17 protein-coding genes and 1 tRNA gene are annotated in these 13,037 nt (G+C 65.2%); 14 read left to right on the plus strand and 4 right to left on the minus strand.

The annotated features are described in order from the left end of the window. Positions 1 to 330: 330 nt before the first annotated feature. The 11 genes from thrS (at position 331) to BW38_RS00995 (ending at position 8,785) form a co-directional block, all read left to right on the plus strand. Complete coding sequence (gene thrS / locus BW38_RS01045; RefSeq protein WP_025876257.1) at positions 331 to 2,232, plus strand: threonine--tRNA ligase; 1,902 nt, start codon at positions 331 to 333, stop codon at positions 2,230 to 2,232. Between the two features lie 49 nt (positions 2,233 to 2,281). Continuing rightward, on the plus strand, positions 2,282 to 2,824 hold the full coding sequence (infC, locus tag BW38_RS01040) for a translation initiation factor IF-3 (protein ID WP_025876259.1): 543 nt from the start codon (positions 2,282 to 2,284) through the stop codon (positions 2,822 to 2,824). 273 nt (positions 2,825 to 3,097) lie between these two features. Beyond that, a complete protein-coding gene (gene rpmI / locus BW38_RS01035; protein WP_002811096.1) occupies positions 3,098 to 3,295 on the plus strand; it encodes a 50S ribosomal protein L35 in 198 nt (65 codons plus the stop codon). Between the two features lie 10 nt (positions 3,296 to 3,305). Next, the gene (gene rplT / locus BW38_RS01030) at positions 3,306 to 3,665 is read left to right on the plus strand and encodes a 50S ribosomal protein L20 (RefSeq protein WP_005410435.1); all 360 of its coding nucleotides are present in this window, start codon (positions 3,306 to 3,308) and stop codon (positions 3,663 to 3,665) included. A gap of 194 nt (positions 3,666 to 3,859) precedes the next feature. Continuing rightward, complete coding sequence (gene pheS, locus BW38_RS01025; RefSeq protein WP_032978609.1) at positions 3,860 to 4,855, plus strand: phenylalanine--tRNA ligase subunit alpha; 996 nt, start codon at positions 3,860 to 3,862, stop codon at positions 4,853 to 4,855. 83 nt (positions 4,856 to 4,938) lie between these two features. After that, complete coding sequence (gene pheT / locus BW38_RS01020) at positions 4,939 to 7,320, plus strand: phenylalanine--tRNA ligase subunit beta (protein WP_032978612.1); 2,382 nt, start codon at positions 4,939 to 4,941, stop codon at positions 7,318 to 7,320. A gap of 27 nt (positions 7,321 to 7,347) precedes the next feature. Further along, positions 7,348 to 7,647 carry an integration host factor subunit alpha gene (locus tag BW38_RS01015; protein ID WP_005410432.1) on the plus strand — a complete coding sequence of 100 codons (300 nt, stop codon included), beginning with the start codon at positions 7,348 to 7,350 and terminating at the stop codon, positions 7,645 to 7,647. After that, entirely contained in the window at positions 7,628 to 7,984 is a 357-nt protein-coding gene (locus tag BW38_RS01010) for a MerR family transcriptional regulator (RefSeq protein WP_005410431.1), read from the plus strand. The genes BW38_RS01015 and BW38_RS01010 overlap by 20 nt, the downstream gene beginning before the upstream one ends. Before the next feature lie 67 nt (positions 7,985 to 8,051). Beyond that, positions 8,052 to 8,128 (plus strand) — tRNA-Pro (locus tag BW38_RS01005). A gap of 118 nt (positions 8,129 to 8,246) precedes the next feature. Then, positions 8,247 to 8,450, plus strand: a complete 204-nt coding sequence (locus tag BW38_RS01000; RefSeq protein ID WP_025876303.1) for a hypothetical protein — start codon at positions 8,247 to 8,249, stop codon at positions 8,448 to 8,450. Continuing rightward, complete coding sequence (locus BW38_RS00995; protein WP_025876304.1) at positions 8,444 to 8,785, plus strand: phosphotyrosine protein phosphatase; 342 nt, start codon at positions 8,444 to 8,446, stop codon at positions 8,783 to 8,785. Before BW38_RS01000 ends, BW38_RS00995 begins: the two co-directional genes overlap by 7 nt. Here BW38_RS00995 and BW38_RS00990 read toward each other — a convergent pair. The 3 genes from BW38_RS00990 to BW38_RS00980 are packed head-to-tail and all read right to left on the minus strand — an operon-like array spanning position 8,755 to position 10,123. Beyond that, positions 8,755 to 9,204 (minus strand): GNAT family N-acetyltransferase, encoded by a 450-nt coding sequence (locus tag BW38_RS00990; RefSeq protein ID WP_032978615.1) that lies wholly within the window; start codon positions 9,202 to 9,204, stop codon positions 8,755 to 8,757. The two genes, BW38_RS00995 and BW38_RS00990, sit on opposite strands and share 31 nt — an antisense overlap. Beyond that, positions 9,201 to 9,554 (minus strand): DUF6713 family protein, encoded by a 354-nt coding sequence (locus BW38_RS00985; protein ID WP_032978617.1) that lies wholly within the window; start codon positions 9,552 to 9,554, stop codon positions 9,201 to 9,203. The genes BW38_RS00990 and BW38_RS00985 overlap by 4 nt, the downstream gene beginning before the upstream one ends. Before the next feature lie 59 nt (positions 9,555 to 9,613). After that, a complete protein-coding gene (locus BW38_RS00980) occupies positions 9,614 to 10,123 on the minus strand; it encodes a DUF3011 domain-containing protein (RefSeq protein ID WP_032978620.1) in 510 nt (169 codons plus the stop codon). Positions 10,124 to 10,396: 273 nt separating this feature from the next. Here BW38_RS00980 and BW38_RS0121025 point away from each other — a divergent pair, with 273 nt between their 5' ends. Next, a complete protein-coding gene (locus BW38_RS0121025; protein WP_025876311.1) occupies positions 10,397 to 10,765 on the plus strand; it encodes a hypothetical protein in 369 nt (122 codons plus the stop codon). A gap of 51 nt (positions 10,766 to 10,816) precedes the next feature. On the opposite strand, the gene BW38_RS00975 is transcribed toward BW38_RS0121025, so the two are convergent. Next, positions 10,817 to 11,509, minus strand: coding sequence for an aspartate/glutamate racemase family protein (locus BW38_RS00975; protein ID WP_032978622.1), 693 nt, complete (start codon positions 11,507 to 11,509; stop codon positions 10,817 to 10,819). A 137-nt stretch (positions 11,510 to 11,646) separates the two neighbouring features. Here BW38_RS00975 and BW38_RS00970 point away from each other — a divergent pair, with 137 nt between their 5' ends. Both BW38_RS00970 and BW38_RS00965 read left to right on the plus strand, forming a co-directional pair. Next, positions 11,647 to 12,279 (plus strand): cation transporter, encoded by a 633-nt coding sequence (locus BW38_RS00970; protein WP_032978623.1) that lies wholly within the window; start codon positions 11,647 to 11,649, stop codon positions 12,277 to 12,279. A gap of 99 nt (positions 12,280 to 12,378) precedes the next feature. Beyond that, entirely contained in the window at positions 12,379 to 13,020 is a 642-nt protein-coding gene (locus tag BW38_RS00965; RefSeq protein WP_032978625.1) for a LysE family translocator, read from the plus strand. The last annotated feature ends 17 nt before the right edge of the window (positions 13,021 to 13,037 follow it).

Here is a 13,037-nt window from a genome sequence, read left to right on the forward strand (position 1 = left end):
ATCCTGGGGGGAAGCGGGCAGGCCGGCACGGGGCGGGCTGCGCGGACATGGTAATCATTGCGTTTTCACGCCGCCAGCCAGCGCCATTCAGGCACCGCTTGGGCTTTGTCCGCCGCTGGTTTAAGATCACGGGCAACCACATCCTGGAACCAAGGTGGCCCGCGCACTGCGCCGGCCGAGCGTGCGACATGAGCACTACCACCGCCCACTGTTGACCTGCCCCGAAGGCCCTGCATTCCAGGCGCCCTCGCGGCGCTTTTTTATTGCCCGGACGACAGCCCGGGAGCGCTTTCCAGCCCGCCACGGCGGGCCCCGCATGAAGCCATTGCAATGATCACGATTACCCTTCCCGACGGCAGCCGCCGCGAATTCGAAAACCCCGTCAGCGTCATGGACGTCGCCCAGTCGATCGGCGCCGGCCTGGCCAAGGCCACCATCGCCGGTTCGGTGGATGGCGTGCTGGTCGATGCCAGTGACGTCATCGACCACGATGCGTCCCTGCGCATCATCACCGCCAAGGACGAGGAGGGCGTGGAAATCATCCGCCACTCCAGTGCCCACCTGGTCGGCCACGCGGTCAAGCAGCTCTATCCGGACGTGAAGATGGTGATCGGCCCGGTGATCGCCGAGGGCTTCTACTACGACATCTACTCCGAGCGCCCGTTCACCCCCGAAGACATGGCGGCGATCGAAAAGCGCATGGGCGAGCTGATCGCGCAGGACTACGACGTCATCAAGAAAGTGACGCCGCGCGCGGAAGTCATCGAGATCTTCAAGGCCCGTGGCGAGGACTACAAGCTGCGCCTGATCGAGGACATGTCGCCTGACATCCAGGCGATGGGCATGTACTACCACCAGGAATACGTGGACATGTGCCGCGGCCCGCACGTGCCGAACACGCGCTTCCTGAAGGCCTTCAAGCTGACCCGCATTTCCGGCGCCTACTGGCGCGGCGACGCGCAGAACGAGCAGCTGCAGCGCGTCTACGGCACCGCCTGGGCCGACAAGAAGCAGCTCGATGCGTACATCAAGCGCATCGAAGAAGCAGAGATGCGCGACCACCGTCGCATCGGCAAGCAGCAGGACCTGTTCCACCTGCAGGAAGAGGCCCCGGGCCTGGTGTTCTGGCACCCGAAGGGCTGGGCGCTGTGGCAGGTGGTCGAGCAGTACATGCGCAAGGTGTACCGCAGCACCGGCTACGGCGAAGTGCGCTGCCCGCAGATCCTGGACGTGTCGCTGTGGCAGAAATCGGGCCACTGGGACAACTACCAGGACGCGATGTTCTTCACCGAGTCGGAGAAGCGTACCTACGCGCTCAAGCCGATGAACTGCCCGGGTCACGTGCAGGTGTTCAACCAGGGGCTGCACAGCTACCGCGATCTGCCGATCCGCTACGGTGAGTTTGGCGCCTGCCACCGCAACGAGCCCTCCGGTGCGCTGCACGGCATCCTGCGCGTGCGTGGCTTCACCCAGGACGACGGTCACGTGTTCTGCACCGAAGACCAGGTCGAGGCGGAAGTGACCGCGTTCCACCAGCAGGCGCTGGCGGTGTACCAGCATTTCGGCTTCGAGGAGATCCAGGTCAAGATCGCGCTGCGCCCCGAATCGCGCCTGGGCGATGACGCCACCTGGGACAAGGCAGAGGGCGCGCTGCGCTCGGCGCTGTCCAGCTGCGGGGTGGAATGGCAGGAGCTGCCGGGCGAGGGCGCCTTCTACGGCCCGAAGATCGAGTACCACCTGAAGGACGCCATCGGCCGCACCTGGCAGCTGGGCACCATGCAGGTCGATTTCATGATGCCTGGCCGTCTGGGCGCTGAATACGTGGACGAAAACAGCCAGAAGAAGCATCCGGTGATGCTGCACCGGGCCATCGTCGGTTCGATGGAGCGTTTCCTGGGCATCCTGATCGAGCACCACGCCGGCCAGTTCCCGGCCTGGCTGGCGCCGACCCAGGTGGTGGTGGCCAATATCACTGATGCGCAGGCTGAATACGTCTCTGCGGTGACCAAAAGCCTTGCGGATCAAGGCTTCCGCGTCAGCGCCGATTTGCGTAACGAGAAGATCGGCTATAAGATTCGCGAGCACACGCTGCAGCGCGTGCCGTACCTGCTGGTCATTGGTGACCGCGAGAAGGAAAACGGCGCTGTGGCGGTGCGTACGCGTTCTGGCGAAGATCTCGGCAGCATGAGCCTCCAGGCTTTCACCGAGCGGCTCCAGGCCGAGGGCGCGTAAACAAAGGTCCGGCCCGTGCGCATTGGCGCCCGGGCCGGGTTCGACACCCTTGGGAGATCGCAATATCAGTACCCCTGACAACAAACAGAACCGCAAGAATCAGGAAATCCGTGTGCCGCGCGTCCGCGTGATCGGCAGTGACGGAGAAATGATCGGCGTGTTGACGCGAGACGAAGCGTTGTCCATGGCCGAAGATGAAGGCCTGGACCTGGTCGAGATCCAGCCGCAGGCCGACCCGCCGGTGTGCAAGATCATGGACTTCGGCAAGTTCAAGTTCGAAGCCCAGAAGAAGGCCAGCGAGGCCAAGAAGAAGACCAAGCAGGTCGAGATCAAGGAAGTGAAGTTCCGTCCGGTCACGGACGAGGGCGACTACCAGATCAAGCTGCGCAAGATGCGCGGTTTCCTTGAAGAAGGCGACAAGATCAAGGTCAACATCCGTTTCCGTGGCCGTGAAATGAGCCATCAGGAACTGGGCCGCGAGATGGCTGGCCGGATCGAAGCCGATCTGGGCGAAGACATCGTCATCGAATCCCGTCCGCGCCTGGAAGGGCGTCAGATGGTGATGATGATCGCGCCGAAGAAGAAGACCTGACGCCTGACGGGCTGCCTCGCGGGGCGCCTGGCGGCTGAATGGATGAAGGTGAAGGGACGCCGCTGGCGTCCTTTTGCTTTTCCGGGGCGGGCAGGGCCGGTCTCGGTGTGAAAACGGTGTGGGGGCTGGTTACAGGGCGGATTTGCCTGTATCATGCCCGGCTCGACCCACCCAGGACGGGTCGTACGCCGATCATGGCAGGACGGAAAGAGCGGCCCAGGCCGCCGCCAGATCAGTCAGAAACCAGGGTCATATCCCATCAAGGACATTGCAATGCCCAAGATCAAGACCAACCGGGCAGCGGCCAAGCGTTTCCGCAAGACCGCCTCGGGCAAGTACAAGTGCGGCCACGCCAACCGTAGCCACATCCTCACGAAGAAAGCGACCAAGCGTAAGCGTAACCTGCGTCAGACGAATCACGTCCGCGCAGAAGACGCAGGCCGTCTGGACCGCATGCTTCCCTACCTCTGAGGACTGATACATGGCACGAGTAAAGCGTGGCGTACAGGCGCGTCGCCGCCACAAGAAAATCCTTGATCTGGCGAAGGGCTACTACAACGCCCGTCGCAAGGTCTTCCGCGTCGCCAAGCAGGCGGTCATCAAGGCACAGCAGTACGCCTACATCGGCCGTAAGCAGAAGAAGCGCAACTTCCGTTCGCTGTGGATCACCCGCATCAACGCGGCTGCCCGCATCAACGGCCTGAGCTACAGCCGTTTCATGAACGGCCTGCTGAAGGCTGGCATCACCCTGGACCGCAAGGTTCTGGCTGACATCGCCGTGCACGACGCAGCTGGCTTTGCTGCACTGGCCGAAAAGGCCAAGGGCGCACTGGCGGCATAAGTCCTTCCCGATGCCGTTGCCGTTCACGGAGAACGGTGTCAGGTAGAGGCAATGCATGGGGAAGGGCGCAAGTCCTTCCCCATTCTTTTTTGTGCCGGGCGCAGCCGTGTAGATGGCGGGCGACCGGCAAGCGGTTGCGACGGCGCGGCCCTTCGCGCATCGCGATGGCAGACCGACTGGAGTTCCGGCTACCCATGAGCGACATCCAATCCCTCACTTCCCAGGCGCTGGCCGACGTGGCCGCCGCGCAGAGCCCGGACGCGCTGGAGCAGCTGCGCGTGGCCCTGCTTGGCAAGAGTGGCAGCATCACCTCGCAGCTCAAGCAGCTCGGTGCGCTGCCGGCCGACGAGCGCAAGGCGGCCGGTGAGGCCATCAACCAGGCCCGCGACGCGCTGAGCAGCGCGCTGGGCGAGCGCAAGGCGGTGCTGGAAGATGCTGCGCTCGATGCGCGGCTGGCTGCCGAGGCGATCGACATCACGCTGCCGGGCCGCAGTGGCGAACGCGCCGGCCTGCACCCGATCACACGCACCCTCGAGCGCATCACCGGCATCTTCGGCCGGCTGGGCTACGAGTTGTCCGAAGGGCCGGAGATCGAGGACGACTGGCACAACTTCGAGGCGCTGAACTTCCCGCCGCACCATCCGGCGCGCGCCATGCATGACACCTTCTACTTCGGTGACGGCCGACTGCTGCGCACGCATACCTCCGGTGTGCAGGTGCGCTACATGGGCGAACACCAGCCGCCGCTGCGCATGATCGCCGCCGGCAAGGTCTACCGCAGCGACAGCGACCAGACCCATTCGCCGATGTTCCACCAGGTCGAAGGCCTGCTGGTCGACGAGCATTCGACCTTCGCCGACCTGAAGGGCACGCTGTCCGAGTTCGTGCGTGCGTTCTTCGAGCGCGATTTCGAGATGCGCTTCCGCCCCAGCTACTTCCCGTTCGTTGAACCCGGCGCGGAAGTGGACATCGCCTGGCAGCAGCCCGATGGCAGCACCCGCTGGCTGGAAGTGCTCGGCTGCGGCATGGTGCACCCGAACGTGCTGCGCAACGTCGGCATCGATCCGGAACGCTACACCGGCTTTGCCTTCGGCATGGGCGTGGAGCGTTTCGCGATGCTGCGCTACGGCGTCAACGACCTGCGCGCGTTCTTCGAAAATGACGTGCGCTTCCTCAAGCAGTTCGCGTAACGCATAAGGTAGCGCCGGGCCATGCCCGGCGGACTCAACAACGCAGGCCCAGGCGCATGCGCCGGGCCCACCAGGGTGAACCCATGAAATTCTCCGAAAACTGGCTGCGCAGCCACGTCCCGACCACTGCCTCGCGCGATGAGCTCAGCGCGGTGCTGACCGCCATCGGCCTGGAAGTGGAAGACGTGACCGCGCTTGGCGATGGCCTGCAGCACGTGGTCGTCGCGCGTATCGTCGAAGCCGAGCGCCATCCCGAAGCCGACCGCCTGCAGGTGTGCAAGGTTGATGCGGGGCAGGCTGAGCTGCTGCAGATCGTCTGTGGTGCGCCGAATGCACGACCGGGCCTGGTTGCGCCGCTGGCGATGGTCGGTGCGCAGATCGGTGAGTTGAAGATCAAGCCGGCCAAGCTGCGCGGCGTCGAATCCAACGGCATGCTGTGCTCGGCCAAGGAGCTGGGCCTGGACAACGATGCCTCCGGTTTGCTGGAACTGCCGGACGACGCGCCGGTCGGCCAGTCCCTGGTGGAGTACCTCGGCCTGCCGGATGCCAGCATCGAGATCAAGCTGACCCCCAACCGCGCCGACTGCTTCAGCATCCGCGGCATCGCCTATGACGTCGCCGCAGCGACGCGCAGCGAAGTACTGGATTTCATCGCAGCACCGATCGCTGCCCAGAGCAGCCGCGAGCTGGCAATCCAGCTCGATGCCGGTGCCGAAGCGCCGCGGTATCTGGGTCGTGTCATCGAAGGAGTCAACGCCGCGGCGAAGACCCCGTTGTGGATGGCCGAGCGCCTGCGCCGCAGCGGCGTGCGCCCGGTATCGCTGCTGGTCGACATCACCCAGTACGTGATGCTTGAGCTGGGCCAGCCGATGCACGCCTACGATCTCGGTACCCTGCAGGGCACGATCAGTGTGCGTCGTTCGCGCGCAGGCGAAAGCCTGAAGCTGCTGGATGGCCGTGATGCTGCGCTGGACGACAGCTTCCTGGTGGTCACCGACGCTGATCGCGCGGTCGGCCTGGCCGGCCTGATGGGCGGCTTCGACACGCGTGTTACCGATGCCACCACCGCCGTGTTCCTGGAAGCGGCGCACTTCGCGCCGGCCGCGATCATGGGCCGCGGCCGCAAGCTGGGCCTGCACACCGATGCCGGCCACCGCTTCGAGCGTGGCGTCGACCCGGCGCTGCCGCGTACTGCCATCGAATACGCCACCCGCCTGGTGCTGGACCTGGCCGGCGGTACCCCCGCACCGGTTACCGAAGCGGTACGAGAGGCCGACCTGCCGCAGCCGGCGACGATCCTGCTGCGCCGCGCGCGCATCACCCGCGTGCTGGGCATCACCATCGAAGACGCCGAAGTCGAGCGCATCCTGCGCGCGCTGGGCATGGACGTGGTCGCCGCTGGCGAAGGCTGGCAGGTCACCGCGCCGAGCCGCCGCTTCGACATCGCCATCGAAGAAGACCTGATCGAGGAGCTGGCCCGGATCCACGGTTATGAGCAGATCCCGACCACGCTGCCGGGTGGCGCATCGCGTGTCGCGATGCCGTCCGAGACCCAGCTGGACGCGCTGAGCGTGCGCCGCCAGCTGATCGCACGCGATCTGCAGGAAACCGTCAATTTCGCCTTCGTCGACGATGGCCTGCTGGGCCAGTGGCAGCTGCGCGAGGATCTGGTGCCGCTGGCCAACCCGCTGTCGGCCGAGCTGGCGGTGATGCGCCCGTCGCTGCTGCCGGGCCTGGTCGCCACGCTGGGCCGCAACGCCGCCCGCCAGCTCGGCCGGGTGCGCCTGTTCGAGCTTGGCCGGGTGTTCGCGCAGCAGGCCGGAGATGGCCAGCCGGCGCCGCTGGAAACCCCGCGCGTGGCCGCTGCGGTCTGCGGTGAAGCGCAGGCGGTGCAGTGGGGCCTGCCGACCCGCAAGATCGATTTCCATGACCTGAAGGGCGACCTGGAATCGCTGGCCGCGGCCAGTGGCGCGGTCCTGGAGTTCCGCCCATCCTCGCGTGCCTACGGCCATCCGGTGCGTTCGGCCGAGGTGTTCCGCGACGGCCTGGCCATCGGCTGGATCGGCCAGATCCATCCGCGCCTGGCCAAGGCGATGGACATCGACGTGGACGTGTACGCCTTCGAGCTGGATCTGGAAGCGCTGTCGGCCCGTGCGCTGCCGCGCGCCGGTGAACTGTCGCGCTACCCGGCAGTGCGCCGCGACCTGGCCTTCCTGGTGCCTGAACAGGTGGCCTGGAGTGACCTGGCCGCGACCATCCGCCAGGCTGCCGGTCCGCTGCTGCGCGAGCTGAACCTGTTCGATCGCTATGTCGGCCAGGGCGTCGAGCCGGGATTCAAGAGTCTCGCTATGGGCTTGATTTTGCAGGACAAGTCGCGCACTCTGACGGACCGCGACGTGGAAGCGGTAGTGGCCGAGGCGGTCACTGCCATCGAGCGTGAACACCACGCCCGGATCCGCGGCTGAGCGGGCAGCACTCGGGGGTAGCAGGCAATGGCATTGACCAAGGCGGAGATGGCGGAAAAGCTGTTCGACGAAGTCGGTCTGAACAAGCGGGAAGCCAAGGAATTCGTCGACGCGTTCTTCGATGTGCTGCGTGAAGCATTGGAACAGGGACGTCAGGTGAAGCTGTCGGGCTTTGGCAATTTCGACCTGCGGCGCAAGAACCAGCGCCCAGGTCGCAACCCCAAGACCGGCGAGGAAATTCCGATTTCCGCCCGTACGGTGGTTACCTTCCGTCCGGGCCAGAAGCTCAAGGAGAGGGTGGAAGCTTATGCTGGATCCGGGCAGTAACCGCGAACTTCCGCCGATTCCGGCCAAGCGCTACTTCACCATTGGTGAAGTCAGCGAACTGTGCGACGTCAAGCCGCACGTGCTGCGCTACTGGGAAACCGAGTTTCCCAGTCTCGAGCCGGCCAAGCGCCGTGGCAACCGTCGTTACTACCAGCGCCACGACGTGCTGATGGTGCGGCAGATCCGCAGCCTGCTGTACGAACAGGGCTACACCATCGGTGGCGCGCGCCTGCGCCTGGATGGTCCGGATGCGCGCGAGGAATCGGCCTTGAGCAACCAGATCATCAAGCAGGTGCGGATGGAACTGGAAGAAGTGCTGCAACTGCTGCGTCGCTGACCCATTTCCGCCGTAATCCGCTATACTTCACGGCCCGCCGCACTGGCGGGCACATCGCAGCATCAGTCGGGGCGTAGCGCAGCCTGGTAGCGCATCTGCCTGGGGGGCAGAGGGTCGTCGGTTCGAATCCGGCCGTCCCGACCACTGTGATGTAACAGACAAGCCTGCGCAGCGATGCGTGGGCTTTTTTGTTGCGGCGTTGTATCCTGCGCGCACTCGTACTACCGCGGCTGCTGAACCCGGTACTCACGAGAACACGATCATGGAAACGCAAAGGAACCGCGCCTGGAGGCGCTCGCAGTCGCGCCACCACGCTGGCGACCACACGGCAGCACCGTCGATCTTCAAGCCGGAAAAGAACTGGAAGCTGATGTATACGCGCGGCGACAAGCTGCTGCGGGCGCGCCAGCTGGGTTTCACCTATCCAGTCCTCAGCCCGCGGCAACTGCTGGACCAGGAATGTTGAACCTGTTGTTTGTCTGCAGTCGCAACCAGCTGCGCAGCCCCACCGCTGAAGCGATGTGGCAGCGCCGGCCAGGTATCAGTGCGCGCTCGGCAGGCACCAGCCCGCATGCGCGCCGGCCCATCAGCCCAGCGGACATCCGCTGGGCTGATGTCATCTTCGTGATGGAGCCCAAGCACCAGCATCGGCTGCAGGCGAATTTTGCCCGCCTGCTTGAACACACGCCGCTGCACTGCCTGGATATCCCCGACGACTATCGCTGCATGGATCCGGCGCTGATGGCGCTGCTGGAAGCGAAGGTCGCGCCTTACCTCACATCGTCAGTAGCGAAGCGGTAGATCAACTCCGGATCGCCTTCGTCGAGGCCGTGCACGATGCCGCACTGCTTGAAACCAGCGGCTGCCAGCAGCCGCTGCATGTTGGCGTTGGATTGGTTGGTGGATGTGAAAAGCCTGGCACCTGCGCTGCACGACGTGGCATGCAGAAGCAGCGCGCTGCCGACGCCGTGTCCGCGCAGTGGCGCGGCGACCATCAGCATCTCGATGAAGGCTTCACCGAAGAAGTGTCGGTGCTGGACCCGGTAGCCGGCCAGCGTGTCGTCGAGTTCGGCGACGTGCATGTGGCCGTCCGCCAGCCATTGGCCGATCTGCACGGCACGCCGTGGGTCATCGGCCGCAACGCTGTCCAGGGCGATCAGTGCCGGAAGATCCGTGCACACGGCCGCGCGTATCCGAACTGCTGGAGCCCGCACGTTCATCGCCAACGGATGCGCAGCAGCAAACCGCTGCCGCTGACCAGGCAGGCCAGAAGCGTGAGCAGCGACAGGGGCAGGTGGAATTCATCGCGACCGGCCGCAGCGAAGCCTGCATGGATGAGGGCTGTGCCGATACCCAGCGCGCCGCACAGCAGTGCGTAGCGGCGCGCAGAGCCCAGGCCGAGCACGACCTGACGGTAACCGTGCAGCAGTACGCCGATGGCAAGCAGATTGAAAAGCAGGAATCCCTGGATGCCGCCGGGTACCTGGAACATCCGCCACTCCTGCCAGAACGCGGCATCGATCTGATGCAGCAGCAAGGACATCATCGTTGCCAGGTACCAGCGTTCCATGCGGTGTTTCCTGCTGCGGGAGCTTGATTCTAGCGATGATGGGCCCGCAGCCATCGCACTCAGTAGACGCGGAATTCGGCGCGGCAGCCGTCGCTGACCCATACACCGCGTCGGTCCCAGCCCCAGTTGCGGTCCTCGGTGCAGGTGGTGACCGATTTCTGCTTGACCAGCCGCACGTCATGACGGACGCGGGTGCGGCACTTTTTCTCCTTGTTTTCGTAGGATTCGCAGACTAGGCGCTCGCCATCGCGATCACGGTCACGCCCACGCCCGGGCCAGCGGCCACGCCCGCGTTCTTCGGCGACGAATTCGGCGCGGCAGCCGTCGGTAACCCACAGCATGCCGCGGCGCTGTCCCCAGTTGTCATCTTCAACGCATCGCGTCACCGAAAGCTGCCGCGCGAGTCGCGCGCGTCCTTCGAACGGGCACTGCTGGGTCTTGTTGAAGTGCGATTCGCAGGTCGTGCGCGGCGACGATTCGCTGTCGTAATCCTGGGCCGAGACGGTCGTTGCGGCCAGCAGCAGGGCAAGTGCAGAGCCGCCCAAGGGCAGTAGCAGGCGAAGGCTCATTGAAACCTCGGTTTGGGGATGGGACGCAAGAATGGCGCACGTATGGCGCTCTGCGACGACTGCGGGCTGCGCTGGCTCAGGACGGATTTATAAGTGTGCGACGGCGCATGCAGGGCGTTACATCCCGTATCATCCCGGGCACATCCGATTGCATCGGTTTACAGTTTTTTACACGTTCCAGCGCTTTCGGACGCGGCCTTCGGGCATCGCCCGTGGCCGCTGGCGCGGGTGCGGACAAGGATGTGCGGACCACGACGACCACAGGGGGTTGCGTTGATCAGCAGTATCGTCATTCATCGGTCGGCCGGCACAGGCGCGGCCGACGTGCAGGTCCTGGACACGACGTTCAAGGGCAAGCGTGTTTTTGTTGCGTGGGGCCTGCGTGGCCTGGAACTGACCCGCGAAGCCGAGCCGGAAGATACGGTTGCGGCCCGCGATGCCTTGCGGCGGGTTTCCCGCCAGGCCGACGGGCCGCGCAGCAGCGAGATTTTCATTGCCAGCCAATCGGGCGTGGCCATCAGTGTCTACCGGATGCTGACCGAAGCCCGCAGCGGTGACGCCGTGTTCTTCCTGTGCGATTCGCCACCGGTGGTGGAATGGCTGGTCACTTCGCTGGAAGTGCAACCCGAATCGCCTGCGTGACCGGACGCCTGACCGTGCAGTCGAGCCTGTTCGACTGCACCCCGCCGTGGGTTACGCCAACGCTGCGTCCACTGCCGCGCGCGCATGCAGGGTCGTGGTGTCGAACAGCGGCACCGGGCTGTCTTCGGCGCGTACCAGCAGCATGATCTCGGTACAGCCGAGGATGATCGCCTGGGCACCGCGGGCAACGAGGCGTTCAATCACTTCGACGTACACCTGCCGTGATCGCTCGTTGACCACCCCGGCGATCAACTCCTCGTAGATGATCGCGTGTACCTCGCGGCGGTCATCGGCCTCCGGAACCAGTACGTCCAGGCCGAAGCGCTCGCTCAGGCGGCCACGGTAGAAGTCTTCCTCCATGGTGAAGGCGGTGCCGAGCAGGCCGACACGCTGCAGACCGGCCTGCATGATCGCCGTGGCAGTCGGGTCGGCGATATGCAGCAAGGGCAGCGGGCAGGCCGCCTCGATCTCAGCAACGAGCTTGTGCATGGTGTTGGTGCAGATCAGCAGCAGGTCGGCGCCACCGGCCTGCAGCCGCTGTGCGGCATCGACCATCTCGTTGCCCAGGGCATCCCAGTCGCCGTCGTGCTGCAGCTGCTTGATGCGGGCGAAATCCAGCGACCACATCAGCAACTGCGCCGAATGCGCGCCGCCCAGCCGCGCGCGTACCTCTTCGTTGATGAGGCGGTAGTACTGCGCCGAACTCTCCCAGCTCATGCCACCGATCAGGCCAAGCGTCTTCATGCGTGTCTCCGTGCCGGGGAAGCGCCATTGCAGCACAACATGGGCCAGGACGTGCAATTGTGGGTGGACCCGCCGCAGCAGCTGCCGACGGGCCTGATCGGCGTGATAATGGGGTACGACAGGCAGAGGGCAGGGCGATGGGCGAATGCTGTGGCTGCGGCAAGACGCTGGATGTGGCAGCCATGCAGGCGCGCCACCGGCGCGTGCTGTGGATCGTCCTGCTGATCAACCTGGCGACCTTCCTGATGATGGTCGGCGCGTCCTGGTACAGCCATTCGTCCTCGTTGCTCTCCGGTGCGCTGGACAACCTGGGCGATGCGGCGACCTATCTGCTGAGCCTGCTGGTGGTGGGGGCCGGCGTGGCGGCCAAGGCGCGGGTTGCGTTGTTCAAGGGCGTGCTGATCCTGGCTGCGGCCGTGGCAGTGGCCGTACAGATCGGATGGCGGCTGGCGCATCCGCAGGTCCCCCTGTTCGAAAGCATGGGCCTGGCCGCGCTGTTGAACCTTGCTGCCAACGGTTTCTGCCTGTGGCTGCTGACGCCGTATCGCAATGATGACGTGAACCTGGCATCGGCCTGGGAATGCGCACGCAACGATATCTTTGAGGGCGTTTCGGTGGTGCTGGCGGCGGGGCTGGTGGCGCTGTTCGGTGCCGGTTGGCCGGACCTGCTGGTCGCCATCGCGCTGCTGGTCGTGTTCCTGCGCTCGGCGCTGCGGGTGCTGCGCATCGCGATGACCGAGCTGCGCGCATCGCGCATTGCCAGCAGCTGAGCCGCACCGGCTGTAACCGTCGAATCGACCCCGGACTGTACATGGTGGTGACAGCCGCTGCGCACTATCCTTGCAGGGATTATTACGGTGGATGAAGTGATGGCCCTGCATACCTGGTGGTGGTTCCTGGCGACAGTCTTCGTGCTGTGTGGCACGCCGGGCCCGAACATGCTGCACATCCTGGGGCGCAGCGTCGGCCTGGGCTTCCGTCGCAGCGTGCCGGCCATGGCCGGTTGCCTGCTTGCGATGCTGCTGGTGCTTGCGGCGTCCGCGGCCGGCCTGAGCGCGGTGCTGCGATCATCGCCGATGCTGTTCGATGTGCTGCGCTACCTGGGTGTGGCCTACCTGGCCTGGCTGGGCATCAAGGCGTGGCGGGACAGCTACCGGCAGGCGCCGGTGGCGACAGACGTCGATGCAGCAGCGCTGGCGCCGGTACACGGTGCCTGGGCAGTGTTCCGTGGTGGCCTGCTGGTGGGGTTGAGCAATCCCAAGCTGCTGCTGTTCGCCGCCGCGTTCCTGCCGCAGTTCGTCGACCCCGCGCGTGGCCAGGCCGTGCAGTACACGGTGCTGGTGGCGACCTTCGCCACCTGCGAACTGTTCTGGTACGTGATGTATGCCGCAGGCGGGCATGGGCTGCGCCGTTGGCTGGCAAAGCCATTTGCGCAACGCTGGTTCGAACGCCTGGTCGGCAGCGTGTTCCTCGCTTTCGCAGTGGCGCTGCTGCGCTTCCGGCCGCGCTGAGCGGGTTCGTTTCACGC

The sequence above is a fragment of the Stenotrophomonas sp. RIT309 genome (assembly GCF_000632045.1).
In the GTDB taxonomy this organism is placed as follows: Bacteria; Pseudomonadota; Gammaproteobacteria; order Xanthomonadales; family Xanthomonadaceae; genus Stenotrophomonas; species Stenotrophomonas indicatrix.